At 69.1% G+C, this 18,918-nt stretch carries 17 protein-coding genes; 8 read left to right on the top strand and 9 right to left on the bottom strand.

Annotation, left to right across the window (positions count from 1 at the left end; genetic code table 11):
- Positions 1-261 precede the first annotated feature (261 nt).
- The gene (locus ACFVKT_RS07895; RefSeq protein WP_385729906.1) at positions 262-1,764 is read right to left on the bottom strand and encodes an FUSC family protein; all 1,503 of its coding nucleotides are present in this window, start codon (positions 1,762-1,764) and stop codon (positions 262-264) included.
- A gap of 455 nt (positions 1,765-2,219) precedes the next feature.
- Here ACFVKT_RS07895 and ACFVKT_RS07890 point away from each other — a divergent pair, with 455 nt between their 5' ends.
- Positions 2,220-2,801, top strand: a complete 582-nt coding sequence (locus tag ACFVKT_RS07890) for a Dps family protein (RefSeq protein ID WP_385728740.1) — start codon at positions 2,220-2,222, stop codon at positions 2,799-2,801.
- 124 nt (positions 2,802-2,925) lie between these two features.
- Here ACFVKT_RS07890 and ACFVKT_RS07885 read toward each other — a convergent pair whose 3' ends face one another.
- Both ACFVKT_RS07885 and ACFVKT_RS07880 read right to left on the bottom strand, forming a co-directional pair.
- Positions 2,926-3,861 carry an anti-sigma factor RsbA family regulatory protein gene (locus ACFVKT_RS07885; protein ID WP_385728738.1) on the bottom strand — a complete coding sequence of 312 codons (936 nt, stop codon included), beginning with the start codon at positions 3,859-3,861 and terminating at the stop codon, positions 2,926-2,928.
- On the bottom strand, positions 3,858-4,220 hold the full coding sequence (locus ACFVKT_RS07880; RefSeq protein WP_385728736.1) for an STAS domain-containing protein: 363 nt from the start codon (positions 4,218-4,220) through the stop codon (positions 3,858-3,860). Before ACFVKT_RS07880 ends, ACFVKT_RS07885 begins: the two co-directional genes overlap by 4 nt.
- A 273-nt stretch (positions 4,221-4,493) precedes the next feature.
- On the opposite strand from ACFVKT_RS07880, the gene ACFVKT_RS07875 reads away from it, so the two are divergent.
- From ACFVKT_RS07875 to ACFVKT_RS07865, 3 genes are all read left to right on the top strand, one after another.
- Positions 4,494-5,330, top strand: a complete 837-nt coding sequence (locus ACFVKT_RS07875) for an RNA polymerase sigma factor SigF (protein ID WP_385729904.1) — start codon at positions 4,494-4,496, stop codon at positions 5,328-5,330.
- A 395-nt stretch (positions 5,331-5,725) separates the two neighbouring features.
- On the top strand, positions 5,726-10,003 hold the full coding sequence (locus ACFVKT_RS07870) for a HAMP domain-containing protein (protein WP_385728734.1): 4,278 nt from the start codon (positions 5,726-5,728) through the stop codon (positions 10,001-10,003).
- 154 nt (positions 10,004-10,157) lie between these two features.
- Positions 10,158-12,509 (top strand): SpoIIE family protein phosphatase, encoded by a 2,352-nt coding sequence (locus ACFVKT_RS07865; RefSeq protein WP_385729902.1) that lies wholly within the window; start codon positions 10,158-10,160, stop codon positions 12,507-12,509.
- A gap of 22 nt (positions 12,510-12,531) precedes the next feature.
- Here the strand turns inward: ACFVKT_RS07865 and ACFVKT_RS07860 are convergent, their stop codons facing one another.
- Positions 12,532-13,236 (bottom strand): GAF and ANTAR domain-containing protein, encoded by a 705-nt coding sequence (locus ACFVKT_RS07860; RefSeq protein ID WP_385728732.1) that lies wholly within the window; start codon positions 13,234-13,236, stop codon positions 12,532-12,534.
- Positions 13,237-13,503: 267 nt separating this feature from the next.
- Here ACFVKT_RS07860 and ACFVKT_RS07855 point away from each other — a divergent pair, with 267 nt between their 5' ends.
- Positions 13,504-13,761 carry a WhiB family transcriptional regulator gene (locus ACFVKT_RS07855; protein WP_385728730.1) on the top strand — a complete coding sequence of 86 codons (258 nt, stop codon included), beginning with the start codon at positions 13,504-13,506 and terminating at the stop codon, positions 13,759-13,761.
- A gap of 70 nt (positions 13,762-13,831) precedes the next feature.
- Positions 13,832-14,266, top strand: coding sequence for an ATP-binding protein (locus ACFVKT_RS07850; protein ID WP_385728728.1), 435 nt, complete (start codon positions 13,832-13,834; stop codon positions 14,264-14,266).
- 84 nt (positions 14,267-14,350) lie between these two features.
- On the opposite strand, the gene ACFVKT_RS07845 is transcribed toward ACFVKT_RS07850, so the two are convergent.
- From ACFVKT_RS07845 to ACFVKT_RS07825, 5 genes are all read right to left on the bottom strand, one after another.
- On the bottom strand, positions 14,351-14,698 hold the full coding sequence (locus ACFVKT_RS07845; protein WP_385728726.1) for a PRC-barrel domain containing protein: 348 nt from the start codon (positions 14,696-14,698) through the stop codon (positions 14,351-14,353).
- 62 nt (positions 14,699-14,760) lie between these two features.
- The gene (locus ACFVKT_RS07840) at positions 14,761-15,261 is read right to left on the bottom strand and encodes a DUF6328 family protein (RefSeq protein WP_385728724.1); all 501 of its coding nucleotides are present in this window, start codon (positions 15,259-15,261) and stop codon (positions 14,761-14,763) included.
- A gap of 55 nt (positions 15,262-15,316) precedes the next feature.
- A complete protein-coding gene (locus tag ACFVKT_RS07835; protein WP_385728722.1) occupies positions 15,317-15,541 on the bottom strand; it encodes a DUF5133 domain-containing protein in 225 nt (74 codons plus the stop codon).
- 57 nt (positions 15,542-15,598) lie between these two features.
- On the bottom strand, positions 15,599-16,462 hold the full coding sequence (locus ACFVKT_RS07830; RefSeq protein WP_385728720.1) for a SigB/SigF/SigG family RNA polymerase sigma factor: 864 nt from the start codon (positions 16,460-16,462) through the stop codon (positions 15,599-15,601).
- Positions 16,463-16,828: 366 nt separating this feature from the next.
- The gene (locus ACFVKT_RS07825; protein WP_385728718.1) at positions 16,829-17,284 is read right to left on the bottom strand and encodes an ATP-binding protein; all 456 of its coding nucleotides are present in this window, start codon (positions 17,282-17,284) and stop codon (positions 16,829-16,831) included.
- 285 nt (positions 17,285-17,569) lie between these two features.
- On the opposite strand from ACFVKT_RS07825, the gene ACFVKT_RS07820 reads away from it, so the two are divergent.
- On the top strand, positions 17,570-18,046 hold the full coding sequence (locus ACFVKT_RS07820; RefSeq protein ID WP_385728716.1) for an Lrp/AsnC family transcriptional regulator: 477 nt from the start codon (positions 17,570-17,572) through the stop codon (positions 18,044-18,046).
- Between the two features lie 163 nt (positions 18,047-18,209).
- Positions 18,210-18,905, top strand: a complete 696-nt coding sequence (locus tag ACFVKT_RS07815) for an HAD family hydrolase (RefSeq protein WP_385728714.1) — start codon at positions 18,210-18,212, stop codon at positions 18,903-18,905.
- Positions 18,906-18,918: the final 13 nt, after the last annotated feature.

Genomic DNA, 18,918 nt, shown 5'->3' with positions numbered 1-18,918 from the left:
GGGTTCGGCCCGCGGACCGCTCCCGCACGGTCCGCGGGCTCCGTGCGTCTGATAGCCGCGGAGTTACCCGGCCGGTGGGCTGATCCACCCTCCCTGTGTCCGGAAAAGTGCCCCATTCCGGGGTTTGGTGTCCATGCACCGACGTCAGGCGCCGATGTTCCGGGAGGCGTGCGGGGCGTGGCTGCCATCCGTACGCGCCGCCCCTCAGTGCCTCGCCCGCTCGGTCGGCCGAGGCCCCCAGCGGTCGCCGTGACCCGCTCTTCAGGCGCCGGCCAACGGGGAAGGCCGGGAAGTGCGCAGCGGCACTGCGAGTTCGGCGAGCGCGCGCTCCAGGCTGTGCAGGTGGGCGAGTGCGGGCTCGGACGCAGCGGGATACGGCAGGGCTTCGGCGACACCGGTCGGACCGCGACGTCCGCTCTCGCTGACCGTCAGGGCCTCCACTGCCGCCTTGACGCGGCCGCACGCCGCGGCGAGGCGGGCGTCGTGGCTCGCGTCCGGGTCGGCGGCGACGGCCACCAGGCCGCGCACTTCGCGGGCGCAGCCGTCCAGCAGCGTGATGACCTGGGCGGCCCTTGCCCTGCGTGCGCGGAAGGGGTTGAGCGGGTGCACCAGGGGAGCGAGCGCCATCCGGACACGGGCCAGCAGCACTTCGAGTTCGGCCGCGTGCGGTGCGGGGTCCGCTGCCCGCGAGCCCGCGAGGCGGGCGGCGGCTTCGGCGGTCGCCGCGTGGACACAGCGCAGCGCGCGCTGGATCCACGCGTCGTTCGTGGCGTGGGTGGTGACCGGCAGCACCAGAACCACGGCGAGGGCGGCTCCCACCGCGCCGATGGCCGTCTCCTCCAGACGCAGGACGAGCAGGCCCAGGTCCAGTACTCCCAGCAGGCCGTAGAGCAGGCCCGCCATCACCGTCACCGCCAGCACCATCCAGCTGTAGGAGACGGCGGCCGTGTAGAAGATCCCGAAGACACAGACCGCGACCAGGGCGGCGGTCGGAACCGGCGCCCCGTGCAGCGGGATGGCGATCAGGACGCCGACGACAATGCCCACGACCGTGCCCAGCACCCGGCGGAACCCGCGGACCAGGGTCTCGCCGCGCGAAACCGTGTTCACGAAGATCCACCAGACGGTGCCGACGGCCCAGTACCAGCGGTCCTCGGACAGCGCCTGCCCGAGGACCAGGGCGAAGGCGCAGGCCACCGTGGCCTGGAAAGCCTGCCGGGTGGTGGGGCGAGCCAGTCCGGTGCCGGGCAGCGGCCGGGGCACGGGCGCCGGCGGAGCCGCACCGCGCTCCAGGGGCCAGAGAACGAAACGTACGAGACCGGCGGCGCCCAGGGCCAGGCCCACGGCGGTGTACAGCTCGGGCAGTTGCTCCGGTACGGCGTGCAGGAACTGCGTGATGAAGAAGTTCATGAACGCGAAGATCCCGAGCGCCTGTCCCCGGGGACCCCAGCGTCGGGCGTACACCCCGCCGAAGACCACCAGCAGGAAGGCGGCGTCCCGCGCCGGGGTCAGACCGTGCAGCAGGGTCGCCAGCGCCAGTACGGGGAATCCGGCGACCGGGAGCAGAGCGGTGGTCACCCGCTGGGCGCGCACTGTCGCGTCGGCGACCGTGAAAAGGGCGAGTAGCGCCGCCAGTCCCCCGGTGATGGAAGCCGTCAGGGACAGTCCGGCGAATTCCGATGCGGCGACGGCGAACCCTACGCCGATGACGGCACGGCATGAGTTCCTCAGCCTGACCTGCCCCGGATCCGGAGCCACGAGCATTCTCTTCACGGCGTTCCGCCCGCCCCCCTCGACTGCCTCTCGCCGGAGCGCGGGCGCCCGGGGTGGCGGGAACTCGCGAACACGACGAAGCGCCGCGGTCCGGTACGGCCTCGTCGCCGTCCGGCGCTGCGCGGCGCCGCTTGTGCATGGATACAGCACAGATAAGCATCCGGAGGCACAACGGCTCAACTCACACTCGAATCCATGGACCATTGGCCCACTACAGGAGAGCGATGCCTGTCAAGGAGCCGACCAACGGACCATCGAGGTGGCCGAGGACGGCAGAGGCTCTCCGGTGTGTAGGTCGAAAGAACCAGGGCACCTGAGGTCTCGGAGGCTGATACCGATGCTCCCCGCGCTTCCGGTTCGCCGGTTGTTCCCTCCGGTACCTCCGGTTGTTCCGCGGGTGGCTACGGCAGCCGGTTCGAGAATTTCTGCCGGGAAGGACAAGAAAGATGGCGAAGTCCGCATCCCCCAAGTACACGGTCCCTGGGCTCAGTACGCACGAGGGCGGAGTGATCATTGATCTGCTGCGTATGCGCCTTCACGCGCTCAACGACCTTTCTCTCACTTTGAAGCACGTTCACTGGAATGTCGTGGGCCCGCATTTCATCGCCGTGCACGAAATGCTCGATCCCCAGGTGGACCGGGTGCGCGAAATGGCCGACGACACCGCCGAACGCATCTCCGCCCTCGGCGGGGTACCGGAGGGCACACCGGGCGTTCTCGTCACCGAGCGGACGTGGGACGACTACGGCGTCGGGCGGGCCGATGCCATCGCCCACCTCGGCGCCCTGGACCTCGTGTACACCGGCATCATCGAGGCCCACCGCTCGGCGATGAGCGAGATCGGCAAGAGGGACGCGGTGACGGAGGATCTCCTCATCGAACAGCTCCGTTCCCTGGAGCAGTTCCAGTGGTTCGTGCGCGCTCACCTGGAGAGTTCAGGCGGAACCCTTGCCACGGCTCACACCCACACGGAACGCCAGGCGGCCAAGGCCGGCAAGAAGGCCGCCAAACCGGCCGGCACGCGCTAGCGGCGCACCATTCCACGCGCCCGCAGTTCCGGACGGTGGTGGTGGAGATCGGCGAAGGCCCGGACCCGGCAACGGGTCCGGGCCTTCGCGTACGTCCGCCTCCCCGCGTTTCAGGCGGTGCGGATCACTTGCAGGGCACGTAACTGCGGACTGTCGTGCCGTTCTCGCCGGTGTGGACACGGACAAGGTCGGAGAGGAAGTGGACGAGGAACAGGCCGCGGCCTCCGATTTGTTCGGGCCGCACCGGGTTGCGGCCCGCCAGCGGGTCGGCCAGGTGTCCGTCGTCCTGCACCTCGCAGACCATCTGGTCGCTCTCCGCCCAGATCCGCAGGGTTCCCGAACCACCCCCGTGTACCACGCTGTTGGTCGTCAGCTCCGCCACGACCAGCGCCAGATCCTGCAGACGGGCGCTGCTCATCCCCCGCTCCCGTGCCTCGTGCAGCGCGAAGTCGCGAGAGGTCGGCAGGTCGTCCGTGTCGAAGTGGACCGTCGCCGCGCCCGGCGGATGACGCAGGGGCTCGTTGCAACGGGCGAGCACCGGCTCCAGCGCGTAGGCGGTGCTGGCCCGCTCCCGGCCCCCGTCGATGACGACGGGATGGGTGGCGTACGCGTCGGCGATCACGTCGGCGGAGAGAGCCCGCGCGTCGTAGGGGCACAGGATCGTCACGTCGCGCCCCTGGAAGGCCATGTTGATCAGTGCCTCGTGCTGGACGCAGGCCGGATACTCCACCTCGGTGCGGCCGGGCCAGATCGGCTCCCCGATGATGCGGACGTGGCTGTCGGTCCGGGCGTCGGCGAACGACCGCAGCACCGACGGGATGATGCGGCCGGGGTTCCGCCCGGCCAGAGTCATGTCGACGAAGTGCACGTCGGCGGCGGCCGGGCCGAGTTCGGCCCGGATCAACTCCAGCCGCGGGGCGGGAGCGGCCACGGCGACCGGCTCCGCGGCGGCCATGCCGTCCAGGAGGAACGGCACGGTGCCCTCCACGTACTCCTTGTCACTGCGGTAGAACAACGCGGGGTGAGCGAAGGGCTCTGTCCGGGTGGCCGTATTCGTCACGCCGCCACCTCGATCGTCCGGAGTTCCGGCCAGAACAGGTCGAGGATCCGCGGGAGTTCGGGCGGTGGCCGTTCCAGGACGAGGCGCCGTCTCTCGTGCAGGCCCTGTGCGGTGCGCGCGAGTTCGGAGGCACCGGCGACATCGACGAACGTGATCGCGGACAACTCCAGAAAGCAGACGTGCTCGCACTGGCCGGACACCTGGTCCAGAGCCTGCCGCCAGACGGGACGCGTGGACGGGCTGATCTCGCCGACGAGCCGGATACCGGGGCGCTCCGCGAGTTCGTACAGCCGGAGCACAGCTCCGGCGAGCTCGGACGGGGCAGCGCTCGCCGTCGGCCCGTCATCGCCGTACGCCATGTCCACTCCCGCCTCCCGGAACCCCGCCGTACGCCATCGCGACCCCGGCTCTCGGCGCCCAGGGTACCCGGCCACTCCGTAGCGCGACCGGTTCGCCGAAGGGCCGGACTGCGCCGAGAGGGCAATTCCAAGATTCTCGGGAACCCGGTGGTGTGATGTCTGCCAACCGGGGCATTCGAGCTGTGTCAACGATGCCTTCGAGGATTTGGGGTGGACGGCATGGCAGCCGTGACGGTGCTGGAGACAACGGCCTCGGCACAGTGGACGGTCGACATGGGCGGGGTGGACGGCGAGTTGGCGCTTCCGCTCATCGAGGACCCGTCGAAGGTCAAGCCGAAGGACGCGCGTGAACTCTCCCGCCAGTTCTTCGACCGGCTCGCCGTACTCGAAGAGGGCACGCACGAGTACCAGTACGCGCGCAACACCCTGATCGAGATGAATCTCTCCCTGGTCCGCTACGCCGCCTCCCGCTTCCGCAGCCGCGGCGACTCCATGGAGGACATCGTCCAGGTGGGCACGATCGGCCTGATCAAGGCCATCGACCGCTTCGAGCTCACCCGGGAGGTCGAGTTCACCTCCTTCGCGGTCCCCTACATCGTCGGTGAGATCAAGCGCTTCTTCCGCGACACCAGTTGGGCGGTGCACGTTCCCCGCCGGCTGCAGGAGGCGCGCGTCGAGCTCGCCAAGGCCACGGAGGAGCTGCAGACCCGGCTGGACCGTATGCCCACCACCCGCGAGCTGGCCGAGCTGATGTCCCTGCCCGAGGAAGACGTCATCGAGGCCCGCAAGGCGGCGAACGCCTACACCTCCACGTCCCTCGACGCCGCCCTCACCAGCAACGGCGCGGGAGAGGGCGAAAGCGCTCTGGCCGACTTCATCGGCGAGGAGGACCCCTCCCTCCAACTGATCGACGACTTCAACTCGCTGGCTCCGCTGATCGCCGAACTCGACGACCGCGAGCGACTGATCGTCCACCTGCGCTTCGTCGAGGAGCGCACCCAGGCACAGATCGGCGAAGAGCTCGGTATCTCCCAGATGCATGTCTCCCGGCTGATCACCCGCATCATCAAGCGGCTTCGCACGGGGCTGCTGGACCCGGCCGTCGCCTGAGTCCGCGCCTTCCCGTGCTCCGAGCCTTCCAAGGCTCCGATCCCGCCGTGCCGGGCGGTCACCCCTCCACGGGGTGACCGCCCGGCACGGCGGGATCCGTGTATACAGCCCCCCGTCGACACCAGGGCACCTCGAAACACGCACAGACCGAGAGGGTCCTGTGTATCCCCATCTCGCGTAGTTATGCCTCGCTACCCGAAACTTTTTTGGCCACGCTGGAGTTCCGGCCACCACTTTGTTCATCGCATGATTTCTGGGTTAGCCTGCGGCGTATTTTCTCAGCGGGCGCATCCGCGATTCTGCGGGAATGCTGCGGCGACACATAGACCGTGCGTGAGTCCGGCGTGGTTCCGAGTCCCATCCCGGGACTCCTGGGGAGCGGAACGAGGGTAAGCATGACCGTGACAGCGACCGGGCCTTCGAGCCGAACACCTGGCGAACAAGAGCTTCGTCAGCTGCTGGCGGGCCTGACCGCCGTGCGCGACGGGGACTTCGGCACACGTCTGCCGGACGATGCCGGCGGCCTCCTCGGCGACATCGCCACCGTGTTCAACGGGATGGTCGACCAGTTGTCCGTGTTCACCTCCGAGGTGACCCGCGTGGCACGGGAGGTCGGCACCGAGGGCACTTTGGGCGGGCAGGCGGAGGTCCCCGGTGTCTCCGGCACCTGGGCCGATCTGACCGACTCCGTCAACGCCATGGCCGGCAACCTCACCACGCAGGTCCGTGACATCGCGCAGGTGGCCACGGCCGTCGCCAAGGGAGACCTCTCCCAGAAGATCGACGTCCCTGCCCGCGGCGAGATCCTGCAGCTCAAAGAGACCGTCAACACGATGGTCGACCAGCTTTCCGCCTTTGCCGACGAGGTGACCCGCGTCGCCCGTGAGGTCGGCAGCGAGGGGCGCCTCGGCGGACAGGCCCAGGTGCCCGGGGTCGGCGGTGTCTGGCGTGATCTCACGGACTCCGTGAACCTCATGGCGGGCAATCTCACCGCCCAGGTCCGTAACGTGGCGCAGGTGACCACGGCCGTCGCCAAGGGCGACCTCTCCCAGAAAATCACCGTCGACGCCCGCGGCGAAATCCTCGAACTCAAGAACACCATCAACACGATGGTCGACCAGCTCTCCGCCTTCGCCGACGAAGTCACCCGCGTCGCCCGAGAAGTCGGCACCGACGGCCGCCTCGGTGGCCAGGCCGACGTGAAGGGCGTCAAGGGCACCTGGCGCGACCTCACCGACTCGGTGAACTTCATGGCGGGCAATCTCACCGCCCAGGTCCGCTCCATCGCCCAGGTGGCCACCGCCGTCGCCAAGGGAGACCTCTCCCAGAAAATCACCGTCGACGCCCGCGGCGAAATCCTCGAACTCAAAGACACCATCAACACGATGGTCGACCAGCTCTCCGCCTTCGCCGACGAAGTCACCCGCGTCGCCCGAGAAGTCGGCACCGCGGGAAATCTGGGCGGACAGGCCACCGTGCGAGGTGTCTCGGGTACCTGGAAGGACCTCACCGACAACGTCAACGTGATGGCGTCGAACCTGACCGGTCAGGTCCGCTCCATCGCCCAGGTGGCGACTGCCGTGGCCAAGGGAGACCTCTCCCAGAAGATCACGGTCGAGGCGAAGGGCGAGGTCGCGGCGCTCGCGGACGTCATCAACACGATGGTCGACACGCTGTCGGCCTTCGCCGACGAGGTCACCCGCGTGGCGCGCGAGGTCGGCACCGAGGGCCGGCTCGGCGGACAGGCGCACGTGCCGAACGTGGCGGGCACCTGGAAGGACCTCACCGACAACGTCAACTCGATGGCCAACAACCTCACCGGCCAGGTCCGCAACATCGCCCTGGTGACGACGGCGGTGGCCAAGGGAGACCTCTCCAAGAAGATCGACGTGGACGCCCGCGGCGAGATCCTGGAGCTCAAGACGACCATCAACACGATGGTCGACCAGCTCTCCGCCTTCGCCGCCGAGGTCACCCGGGTGGCACGGGAGGTCGGCAGCGAGGGCCGGCTCGGCGGACAGGCCGAGGTGGAAGGCGTCTCCGGTACGTGGAAGCGCCTCACGGAGAACGTGAACGAACTGGCCGGCAACCTCACCCGCCAGGTGCGGGCGATCGCCGAGGTGGCCAGTGCCGTGGCCGAGGGCGACCTGACCCGCTCGATCACCGTAGAGGCGTCGGGCGAGGTCTCCGAGCTCAAGGACAACATCAACTCCATGGTCGAGTCCCTGCGTGAGACCACGCGGGCCAACCATGAGCAGGACTGGCTGAAGACCAACCTGGCCCGCGTCTCCGGGCTGATGCAGGGCTACCGCGACCTCGACATCGTCGCCGACCTGATCATGGACGAGCTCACCCCGCTGGTCACGGCGCAGTACGGCGCCTTCTACCTCGCGGAGGAGGCCGCTGACGGGACGGAACTCCGGCTCGTCGGTTCCTACGGCTATCCGGACGACACGGAGCGGCCCGCCCGTATCCCGATGGGCCGCTCACTCGTCGGCCAGGCCGCCCGCAACCGCCGCGCCATCACGGTGGACGAGCTGCCGCCGGGATACGTGACGATCTCCTCGGGACTCGGGCAGACGGCACCGACGGCTCTGGTGGTACTCCCCATCGTGGTCGAGGAGCAGGTGCTCGGCGTGATCGAACTGGCCTCGGTGACCCGCTTCACCCCGGTCCACCAGACCTTCCTGAAACAGCTGATGGAGACCATCGGTGTCAACGTCAGCACCATCGTGGCCAACGCCCGTACCGACGAACTCCTTGGCGAGTCCCAGCGTCTGACGGCCGAACTGCAGGCGCGGTCCGAGGAGTTGCAGGTTCAGCAGGATGAACTGCAGCGCTCCAATGCCGAACTGGAGGACAAGGCCTCGCTCCTGGTCACCCAGAACCGGGACATCGAGGCCAAGAACCTGCAGATCGAACAGGCCCGGCAGGAACTCGAAGCACGTGCCCAGCAGCTCTCGCTGGCCTCCAAGTACAAGTCCGAGTTCCTGGCGAACATGAGCCACGAACTGCGGACCCCGCTCAACAGCCTCCTCATCCTGGCCCAGTTGCTGGCCCAGAACCCCTCGCGCAACCTCACGCCGAAGCAGGTCGAGTACGCGGGGATCATCCACTCCGCGGGCTCGGACCTGCTCCAGCTGATCAACGACATCCTCGATCTGTCGAAGGTCGAGGCCGGCAAGATGGACCTCTCCCCCGAACAGGTCTCGCTGCGCCGCCTGCTGGAGTACGTCGAGGCCACCTTCCGGCCCATGACCTCGCAGAAGAGTCTGGACTTCACGATCACCACCGCGCCCGGCGCGCCCGACGAGCTGCTCACCGACGACTCCCGGCTGCGTCAGGTGCTGCGCAACCTGCTGTCGAACGCGGTCAAGTTCACCGAGCAGGGACGCGTCGAGCTGCGTATCGAACCGGCGACCGGACACGAGATCCCGCAGGGGGTGCTGCACGCCGGAACCGTCATCGCCTTCCGGGTGAAGGACACCGGCATCGGCATCCCGGAACAGCAACTCGAGACGATCTTCGGTGCGTTCCAGCAGGCCGACGGCACCACGAGCCGCAAGTACGGCGGCACCGGCCTCGGTCTGTCCATCACCCGGGAGATCGCCCATCTGCTCGGTGGCCAGGTCACCGTGGACAGCACACCCGGCCAGGGCAGCACCTTCACCCTCTTCCTGCCCGTCGCCCGTCCCGACTTCGAGGAACTGCTGAGCGGCAGCCGCCAGCCGGACAGCGCGCCACGCGAGGACGCCACCGACGTGGTGAAGGCGGCCGGTCCGGCACAGGGTCCGGCCGGACCGCCCCGGCAGAACCGGCGTCGGCTGCTGGTCGTCGAGGAACGGCCGCGCGGTCTGCTCACCCTTGTCGCCGAGAGCGCAGTCGGGGATCTCACCCGCAGTCGTGACGACAGCGACGCCCGCAAGACGGTCGACGTCGTCACGGTCGTGGGCGCTCAGGAGGCGGCGAGCGCGCTGGCTGCCGGAGCGTGCCACTGCGTCGTCCTCGAACTCGGCATGGCGGACGGGGAGGCGGCCCGTTTCCTGGAGGCCGTCGAGGGCGACTCGGCCCTGGCGAACGTGCCCGTGCTCGTCCACAACGGCAGCCGTGTGGACCTCGCCCAGGAGCAGGACCTGCAGTCCCGGTCCGGTCCCCGGACGCTGGAGTTCCTTTCCAGCCTGGACGAGTTGCGCGAGCGCATCGCCCTGCACCTCTCCGCCGAGGAACCGGGAGACGTGCTCCCGCTGGTCCGCGCCGAGAAGCCGCAGCCCCAGGACACACGGATCGTCGGCGACGACGTCGACGGCACCACAGTGCTCGTGGTCGACGACGACGCCCGCAACCTCTTCGCCCTCAGCGGGATCCTGGAACTGCACGGATTCCAGGTGCTGCACGCGGAGAACGGCAGGAAGGGCATCGAGACCCTGCTCAGCCGTCCCGAGATCGCGGTGGTCCTGATGGACGTGATGATGCCGGAGATGGACGGGTACACCGCCACGGCGGAGATCCGCAAAATGCCCCAGTACGCCGACCTGCCGATCATCGCGGTCACCGCGAAGGCGATGCCCGGCGACCGGGAGAAGAGTCTCCTGTCAGGCGCGAGCGACTATGTGACCAAGCCGGTCGACACCGACGACCTCATCGCCTGCGTCCGGCGCTGGCTGAGCGCGTGACACCGGAAGGCGCCCGCCGGTCCGAACGGCCGGCCGGGCGCCCTCCCCGCACCCCTCTCCCCCGCACCCGCGGACGTCCCAGCCGAGGAGCAACCGCACCGTGAGCACTCCCGAACAGCCTCCGGGCACCTGGACGGCCGACCCGACGGACGGCCTGACCGACGTCGCGTCGACGTCCATGGTGGGCAGACTGGCCGCCACGGTGGACCGGTTGCGTCGCGAGGTGCAGGCCGCGCAGGCCGAAGCCGACGGCCGCGCCCTGATCGAGCTCGCCAAGGGCATCCTGATCGAACGCCTCGGCTGCGGCCCCGCACAGGCCGCCCGACAGCTCGACGAGCTGACCGAGCAGGGCAATGTGAGCCTGCTCGAACTCGCCGTCGACGTCATCAACCAGGCGGCGCGCGACCGGCTGTCCGAGGTGACCAGTGCGTTCCTCGCCGCCACGACCGGCTCCGACGACGCCCAGGACACATCCCCGGCGGTACGCCTGCGGGAGGCGGAGAGCGGTGCTCTGGCCGCCGACGACACCCAGTCGGTGGCCGACTCGCTGCTCCAGCACGCCCTGGCCCCGCTCGGCGCGGTTGCCGTCGCCATCTGGGCGGTCGGCGCCGACGGTGGCCTCACCCTGGCGGGCAGCGCCGGGTTCTCCGCCGCGGAGGCGGAGCGCTGGCGCTACGTGCCGCCCGGCGTGGCGACGGTGGCACGCCGGGCCCTGTCCGGTCGTACGACACAGTGGACCGCGTCACTCACCGAGGCCGGCCAGCCGACCATCGGGCGCACCCACTACCCGTACGGCGGGAGAGTGGCAGCCCCGGCCGGTGTCGGCGGGCGCATCCACGGCGTCCTCGAAATCGCCTGGCCGTCTCCTCTCAAGCCGCAGTCGCCCCAGGTCGCCCGCCAGGTCGAGGCGCTGGCAGAGTTGTGCGCCCACACGCTGGAGAGCCAGCCGCTCCCGAGCGACCGCACGAGCGCCAACGGCCCGCATGTCACGCCCGGAGTCGCGGAACTCATCGATCTGGTCGACGGACTGCACGATCCCGCGCTGATCCTCGAACCCCACCTCGACAACGACGGACAGCTCGCGGACTTCCGGATCCGCCATGTGAACAGCCGGTTCCTCGACCCGGCCGGCCGGCCCCGCGGTGTCGTCAACGGAGCGCTGCTGCTGGAGGCCTATCCGCTGGCCGCCGGGGAGAGCGAGCTCTTCCAGCATGTCGAGCGGGTCTACGCCACGGGGGAGCCGTTCCGGACCCACCGGATGGACCTCACGGGACTGGTCGACCAGGTACCGCTGTCGAGCGTGGCCGACATCAGCCTCAGCAGGCACGGCGACAGCGTGCTGCTCCTGTGGCGTATCGAGGACGAGACCGCACGGCTCGCCAGCCTGCTTCAGCACGCCCAGCGGCTCGGCAGGATCGGCGGCTTCGAGGAGAACCTGCTCACCGGCGAGATCACCTGGAACGGCACGCTCTACAGCCTGTACGGGCGCTCCGCGTCCCAGACGCCCGTGCCGCTGGAGGACCTGCCCGCACACGCACACCCCGACGACGCCGTGGTGATCGGCCGCTTTCTGCGCACCCTCCTCCACCACCGGCGCCCGGCCACGGCGGCGTTCCGGCTACAGCGCCCCGACGGGGTGACCCGGCATCTGCGAGTGGTGGCCGAGCCGGTGCTCGACGCCGAGAACCGGCTGTTCATCGTACGAGGGGCCTGCCAGGACATCTCGGCCCAGCACTGGACGGAGGTCGCGCTCGCGGCGACGCGTGACCAGCTCGCGCACAGCGAGCAACAGGCACACGAACGCAACCGGCTGACCCTGCAGCTGCAGCACGCGATCATGCCCCCGGCGCAGGCCCCGTTGCAGGCGCCGGGTCTCCAGGTGGCCGTCCGCTACCGCCCGGCGGAGACCGAGCAACTGGTGGGCGGCGACTGGTACGACGCCGTTGTCCTGCCCTCCCAGCGGGTGCTCCTGTGTGTCGGCGACGTGGCCGGTCACGGGATCGAGGCGGCGACCAGCATGGTGGTCCTGCGCAACGCGCTGCGCGGACTCGCCGTGACGGGTGCGGGTCCCGGCCAGTTGCTGTCGTGGCTCAACATCGTGGCGCACCATCTGACAGGCTCCATCACTGCCACGGCGGTCTGCGGCCTCTACGACCCGGTCCGGCGCACCCTGCGGTGGGCCAGGGCCGGTCATCTGCCGCCCGTCCTGGTCCGTGACACGGAAGCGAGCCCGCTGCCGCTCCTCAAGGGGATTCTGCTCGGTGCCGTGCCCGAGGCCGTGTACGAGGAGGGCGAGGTTCAACTGGCCGTCGAGGACACCCTGTTGATGTACACCGACGGGCTCGTCGAGCGGCGTGACCGGTCGGTCGAGGAGTCGATGGCCCAGTTGCTGACCAGCGCGCGCACGGTGGGCAGCACGCTGGACCACCAGTTGGACCGGCTCCTCACGTACAGCCGGTCGGACACCGACGACGACACGTGCATCGTCGGGATCCGGGTGTCGTAGCGGCCCCGCGCCGAGGGTGCGGTCAGTCGGGCTTCTCTCCGGTCCGGCAGATCTGGCGGGCGATCTCGCGAAGTTTGATGTTGCGGTCCTGGGACGCCTTCTTGAGGAGCTTGAAGGCCGTGTCCTCGCTCAGCCCGTGGCGCTCCATGAGGATGCCCATGGCCTCACCTATCTCGTGGCGTGTCTCCAGGGCGTGGCTGAGCTGCTGGTGGGTGCGGGCGGCGGAGAACGCCACGGCGGCGTGGGAGGCGAGCACCCAGCCCGCGCGCTGTGCCATGTCGTCGAAGGTGTGCGGCACCTGGGAGTAGAGGTTGAGCGCGCCGAGCTCGTCGTCCTCGGTGAACAGCAGAAAGCCCAAGGAGCTCCCCATGCCGAGCTTCCTCAGTTCGGGGGCGAAGCGGGACCAGCGCTCATGCGGTTCGCGCAGATCCTCGATGCTGTAGACCTGCCGGCGGTCGACGACGGCGTCGAAGCAGGGGCCCTCCCTCAGATCCTGCTGAATCCGGTCCGCGGTGCGCACGAGGTCGCTCGTCGCGGACAGGGCGTGGACCTCGCCACCACGGACGGTGAGGATCCCGGCATCGTCGACTCCCTTGATCAGCGTCGAGGCGTGCGCCACGATCCGGTCCAGGGTGGCCTGGACCGAGTCCTGGGCCAGCAGATCCCGCGCCATGTCCGCCAGGCCGATGGCGAACCGCTCCCAGACGTCGTCGGGTTCCTCTGCCATGTCACACCTCCTCATTCCCTGGCAGGTGACTGCCGTTCGCCCGCGCCGGCACTTTGCCGACCGCGCTTCGGATCCGCTTTCCCTGGTAAGCCAAGTTCAAGCAGACGGTTTTCAGCGCCCGGCACCTGCGGGCCGGACATCCGGGTCCCGCACTGGCTGGACATTCGGGTCATCGGCACATTTCTGTTTCACCTGTGCCATCACGGGTGACCCGAACACCGAAGGAACCCGCACCGATCCACACGACTGCGAGCGCAGGAGGCCCTTATGAGCAACTGGCGCGAATCCGCGGCATGCCGCACCGTCGACCCCGACCTGTTCTTCCCCATCGGCACCACAGGCCCCGCGATTCTGCAGATCAACGAGGCGAAGGCCGTGTGCCAGGGCTGCCCGGTACGCGACGAGTGCCTGGAATGGGCCCTCGAAACGGGCCAGAGCATCGGAGTCTGGGGTGGTACAAGTGAGGCTGAGCGGCGTTCACTGTGGCGGCGGGCGGCTCGGCGGTCCCGGGGCAACACGGCGTAGGCGGTCCCCGGCATGGGGGACACGGTCCACGCCAGGGGAGAGCGTGGAGGAGCCCACACGGGAAGGCGAGATGGGAAGCGATCCGAGTGGGGAAGGGAAACCGGCGCAACAGGGGACCGAGACACTCTCCAAGGCCTTCGACGGCCAGTTGCGCAACGTGACCGATGCGCGCCTGACGGCGGAGAGCTATCTGACCTCGCTCGCCCAGGCGTCGCCGCCGAGCGCCGCCGAGCACTGGGACGACATCCTGCTGGTGGTCACCGAACTCGTCGCCAACTCGATCCAGTACGCCCCCGGCCCCTTCGAACTGCATATGCGCCGCACCTTCGACGGCGTCCATGTGACCGTGCGGGACAGCAGCACCACTCCGCCCGCACCCCGCCCGTTCCATCCGCGTCAGGGCGGTGGCGGAATCGGCTGGCACCTGATTCACACCCTGTGCGACCAGGTCAGCGTGGTGCTGCGGCCGGACGGCAAGGACGTGCACACGTTCTTGCCCTGGTGAGCCGGCGTTCCTGCCCTGGTGCCTGGTGAGCGCCCGGTCCGGGCATCGCGGCCCGGACCGGGCTGTGCGGGCGGTCCAGCGGTCTTAGTGACCGGATCCGTAGTGGCCGCCCAGCTGGTCGCGGTAGGCGGGGTCGCCCAGGTGTTTGTCCTCGTCGAACTCGGGTGACGTCTTGATCTCGGCCTTGTCGAGGGACACGTGGACCTTCTTGGCCTCGTGGTCGATGCCCACGATCGTGCCGGCGGGCAGCATGACCTTCCTGCCGAAGATCCACACTCCGGTGTCGACCACGATGTACTGGGCGACGACTTCGACGGAGTGTTTGTCGACGGTTCCGATCTGGCCGTCCGTCGCCTCGACCGCGTAGCCGGTCAGATCGTCGTCAGGCGTGTGACCGCTGGTGGGCGTGTAGTTCCACAGGGACTCGTGCATGGGTACTCCTGGGGTCGGGGGTTGGAGCGCCGGTAGCCGACGTGTCAGTAATCGGCGGCGTGTCAGTCGCTGGTGTACCGGCAGCGCACCCACATGGGCAGGACGAGCCAGCAGAACAGGTACCAGGCGACGACCCCGGAGACGAGCCACGGCACGTACGCGTCGTGCGTGGCCACCCGGAGAATCAGCAGCAGCGAGGCGGTCATGGTCGCGAGGAGCAGAACCAGCCCCACGAAGGTCAGCCGCGACGCCCACCGCACCGCCTGCGGCTTGACGCGCCGTCCGGAGACGATCCGGTGCAGGGCCACGGGACCTATCAGCGCACCCGTGGCGCAGGCCCCGAGAACGACCGTGACGATGTAGATGGCCTTGTCCAGCTGCGCCAAATGTCCGTATCGCGGAGTGAACACGACGGTGAGCAGGAAGCCGAACAGGATCTGCACGCCTGTCTGAGCCACCCGGATCTCCTGGATGAGCTCGCTCCATCTGCGGTCGGCTCCCTCTTCCTGGGTCTCGTCCCGCCCACCGCTCCCGGTGGCTGCTTCGTTTTCCGAGGCCGTCAACTTTCCTCCCGGTTCCGGTGGTTCGGTTCGGTCGCCGGTGCGCTGCCGCCCGGTATCAGTCGCTCATCGCGGGCACCACCGCGGTCTCCCCCACGAGGTACCGACGGGCCGCCGCCAACGCCAGCCGCACATCACGGGTGCCGGTCGAGACACAGAGCGTGTACGCCAGATCCTGGGCCCGTGGGCCCGGCCTTCCCGTACCGTCCGCGGCTTCCTGGGCGGCGAGTGCCTCGTACTCCGCCACGAGCTCGCGCAGCGTCTCCGGGTGGGGCATCAGCATGTCCGTACTCCTAGGTCAGGTGAGAGCAGGCAAGAACAAGCAAAAACAGCTGACTGGTCAGGTGGTTTGCGTCGGTCCCTCAGGGGCCTGGCGGCGCGCCTCGTCGTCCAGCGCCTCGGCGCGTACACGGGCACAGCTGTTGGTGATGAGCCGGGAGACGTGCATCTGGGAGATGCCCAGCCGGTCGGCGATGCGGTTCTGGGTCATGTCCTCGAAGAACCGCATGTACAGGATGGCGCGTTCACGCTCGGGCAGGCGGCTCAGCCCTCGCTTCGCGGCTTCTCGGTCCACCACGGTGTCGAAGGTGGAGTCGGCCGCGCCGAGCGTGTCGGCAAGGCTGTATCCGTCTTCCCTGGAGGACAGTTCGGCGTCCAGGGAGAGGGTGCTGAAGCTCTCCATCGCCTCCATCCCGTCACCGACCTCGTCCTCCGAGAGGCCCGTGTGGGCGGCGATCTCGGCGGTCGTGGGCTCGGGAGATCCAGGGAGCTGGCTGAGTTCGCGCCGGGCGACCCGCACCTTGTTCCTGAGTTCCTGCACGCGCCGGGGAACCCGCAACGCCCACATGCGATCACGGAAGTGGCGCTTGATCTCGCCGGTGATGGTCGGTACCGCGTAGCTCTCGAAGGCCCCGCGCACGGGGTCGAAGCGGTCGACGGCCTTCACCAGGCCCAGCGCCGCGACCTGCCGAAGGTCCTCGATCGACTCGCCCCGGTCACGGAAGCGGCCGGCGATGCGATAGGCCATCGGCAGCCACGACTCGACCAGATCGTCGCGGATGAGGTCGCGCTCGGGCCCTTCGCCCAGCTCCACCAGCCGGGCGAAGGCCGCGGCGCAGTCCGGTGCGTCGTCGTACGGTCGTTTGGCCGCGGACCCGCTCGGAGCGGGGCCGGGGGAATGGCGTGCGGATACATCAGTGAGCATGCGAAATCGCTCCTCCACGGTGCTGTTCGGGTCTGACCGCGAGACGCGGTGCCGTCGGGCCGACGAAGGGCGCCCGCGCGGCATACCACTCCCGCCGACGCGCCTCCGGTCCGAAGCACGAAATCCAGTTGCCCGGCATTCCTCCGGTCAAACGGGTGCGTTCACTTCTTTCCGCGATACGCGTCTCTCCGCGAACCACGTCCGGAAGCCGGCCTTGTCCGAAAAGGGCACGTGATTGCGCAGGATCACTTCTCATCACGGTTTCGGACGCCAGGCATAGGCGCTGCGAGCCGGGGCATACGGGTCGGTCACGAATATCCCCGGCGGAAAGACGGAAACGAGGCCGCCGATATTCTCCGGAGTGCCTCAGGAGGACGAGAGGGGCACCACAGCCGTGATGCGCTTTCCTCCGGCGTGCAGATCCGAGACGACGACATCGCGCGCGAGACGGCAGACGATCGGCCAGCCATGGCCTCCCACCCGCAGGTCTTCCAGTTCGTCGCCACCGCGTACGACCAGCGGCAGTTGCTCGCTTCGGTCACTCACCGACAGGAGTACTTCGCGGCCGGCCAGCGTGACCTGGAAGTCCGTGACACCGCCCCCGTGCCGAATCGCGTTGGTCGTGAGCTCGGAGGCCACGAGCAGGGCGTCGCTGACCGCGTCCTCGTCGTCAGTTGTGCCGCTGCCGCGGAATCGCCCCTCGATCGCCCGCCTGACCGCCTGGCGCGCCTCGGCCGGACTGCGCGGCCCTGAGCGCGGCTGCTCCGGGACAGCCACCGTGTCGGTGGAGAGCGGACGGTTCGTCCCGTGTTCCGCGCACATGCTTTGCTCCCGAGTCTCGTTGCGTGACCTTTTCTCGTGACCTTTTCTCATGCCATTTGAAGGGGCCTTCTCGCAGGAGACGCAATTCCGGTCGTGCTTCAACTGATCCGGCTTGTCCTCCGCGGAGGGTCCACCTCTACGGCTGACCGCGGAATGGCGCTCCAAACCCCGTCGACCGCGAGCGCGTTGGGGGACATCTGGAGACTGGCCCAGCAGACTCGCCTCAAGCTGCGCCATTGGTACAGTCGGAAGTGATCACCCGAGGCGGCAGGAGGGCGGCGCACCATGGCCGTGGACGAGCTGGACACCCGTATTCTGCGGCTGCTGCTGGAGCAGCCACGCACCAGCGTGCGTGAGTACGCCCGTACGCTCGGCATCGCCCGCGGAACCCTTCAGGCCCGCCTCGACCGGCTGGAGCGGGACGGAGTGATCACCGGTACGAGCCCGGCTCTGTCCCCCGCGGCGCTCGGCCACCCCGTGCTCGCCTTCGTTCACATCGAGGTCACGCAGGGCCATCTCGACGACGTGGGCGATGCGTTGGCCGCCGTACCGGAGATCATCGAGGCGTTCTCGATCACCGGCGGCGGTGATCTGCTGACCCGGGTCGTGGCGCGCGACAACGCACACCTGGAGGATGTCATCCAGGCGCTGATCAGCCTGCCGGGCGTGGTGCGCACCCGCACGGAGGTCGCGCTGCGCGAGCGCGTCCCGCAGCGGCTGCTGCCGCTGGTGGAATCGATCGGCCGCGCGGCGAAGAACTGACCGACCGTCCCAGCGGCCACGACGCCGACAGCACCGACGCCACCATGATGCTGCGGCGCCGCAGGGCGGAGTCCGTGCCCCGCGCGGCCGACGATCTGCACGAGGCGTTCGTCCGCGGCCCGGACGGTCCGGCACCGAGCTGATCATTGGCATCCTGGAACCCATGACCACTCTCGGCGGCATCTCAGTCATCTTCGATCTCGACGGCACGCTCGTGGACAGCGAGCCGAACTACTTCGAGGCGGGCCGGCAGACGCTCGCCGAGCTCGGCGTCACCGACTTCACCTGGTCCGACCACGAGAGTTACGTCGGCATCAGCGCCCAGGAGACACTCGCCCTCCTGAAGGACCGCTATGGCCTGGCGGTGCCGCTCGACACCCTGTTCGCCGAGACGAACCGCCGCTATCTGGAGCTGGCCCGCGCCTCCACGCGGGTGTACCCGGAGATGCGGAAGTTCGTGGAACTGCTGGCCGGGGACGGCGTACCGATGGCCGTGGCCTCGGGCTCCTCGCGGGAGGCCATCGAGGCGATCCTGACCGGCACGGGCCTGGCCTCCTGCCTGCCGACCGTCGTCTCGTCCGACGAGGTCGACCGCGGCAAGCCCGCACCCGACGTCTTCCTTGAGGCGGCGCGCCGCCTGGGGGCGTCCGCGCCCGACTGCGTGGTCCTGGAGGACGCCGCCCCGGGCGCCGCGGCCGCGCACGCGGCCGGGATGCGCTGCATCGCCATCCCCTACGTCGCCGCCCAGGCCGACGACCCGCGGTTCGCCACGGCGGGGCTGCTGCTGCGCGGCGGCCAGGCCGAATTCACCGCACGGGCCGCGTACGACTGGCTCGTGAACTCGGCTCCGGCTTCCTGAGCTTCCCGCGCCG

The sequence above is a fragment of the Streptomyces sp. NPDC127595 genome (genome assembly GCF_042671685.1).
Classification (GTDB): domain Bacteria; phylum Actinomycetota; class Actinomycetes; order Streptomycetales; family Streptomycetaceae; genus Streptomyces.
Note: the sequence above shows the minus strand (reverse complement) of the source record. Positions and strands in the feature narration are given on the sequence as shown.

Excerpts from the sequence above, each read along its gene's own strand:
- ACFVKT_RS07880 (WP_385728736.1), bottom strand. The coding sequence starts at position 4,220 with ATGGCGTACGGCGATGACGGGCCGACGGCGAGCGCTGCCCCGTCCGAG.
- ACFVKT_RS07855 (WP_385728730.1), top strand. The coding sequence starts at position 13,504 with ATGAGCAACTGGCGCGAATCCGCGGCATGCCGCACCGTCGACCCCGAC.
- ACFVKT_RS07875 (WP_385729904.1), top strand. The coding sequence starts at position 4,494 with ATGGGCGGGGTGGACGGCGAGTTGGCGCTTCCGCTCATCGAGGACCCG.
- ACFVKT_RS07850 (WP_385728728.1), top strand. The coding sequence starts at position 13,832 with ATGGGAAGCGATCCGAGTGGGGAAGGGAAACCGGCGCAACAGGGGACC.
- ACFVKT_RS07845 (WP_385728726.1), bottom strand. The coding sequence starts at position 14,698 with ATGCACGAGTCCCTGTGGAACTACACGCCCACCAGCGGTCACACGCCT.
- ACFVKT_RS07835 (WP_385728722.1), bottom strand. The coding sequence starts at position 15,541 with ATGCTGATGCCCCACCCGGAGACGCTGCGCGAGCTCGTGGCGGAGTAC.
- ACFVKT_RS07820 (WP_385728716.1), top strand. The coding sequence starts at position 17,570 with ATGGCCGTGGACGAGCTGGACACCCGTATTCTGCGGCTGCTGCTGGAG.
- ACFVKT_RS07815 (WP_385728714.1), top strand. The coding sequence starts at position 18,210 with ATGACCACTCTCGGCGGCATCTCAGTCATCTTCGATCTCGACGGCACG.
- ACFVKT_RS07860 (WP_385728732.1), bottom strand. The coding sequence starts at position 13,236 with ATGGCAGAGGAACCCGACGACGTCTGGGAGCGGTTCGCCATCGGCCTG.
- ACFVKT_RS07890 (WP_385728740.1), top strand. The coding sequence starts at position 2,220 with ATGGCGAAGTCCGCATCCCCCAAGTACACGGTCCCTGGGCTCAGTACG.
- ACFVKT_RS07830 (WP_385728720.1), bottom strand. The coding sequence starts at position 16,462 with ATGCTCACTGATGTATCCGCACGCCATTCCCCCGGCCCCGCTCCGAGC.
- ACFVKT_RS07870 (WP_385728734.1), top strand. The coding sequence starts at position 5,726 with ATGACCGTGACAGCGACCGGGCCTTCGAGCCGAACACCTGGCGAACAA.
- ACFVKT_RS07895 (WP_385729906.1), bottom strand. The coding sequence starts at position 1,764 with ATGCTCGTGGCTCCGGATCCGGGGCAGGTCAGGCTGAGGAACTCATGC.
- ACFVKT_RS07825 (WP_385728718.1), bottom strand. The coding sequence starts at position 17,284 with ATGTGCGCGGAACACGGGACGAACCGTCCGCTCTCCACCGACACGGTG.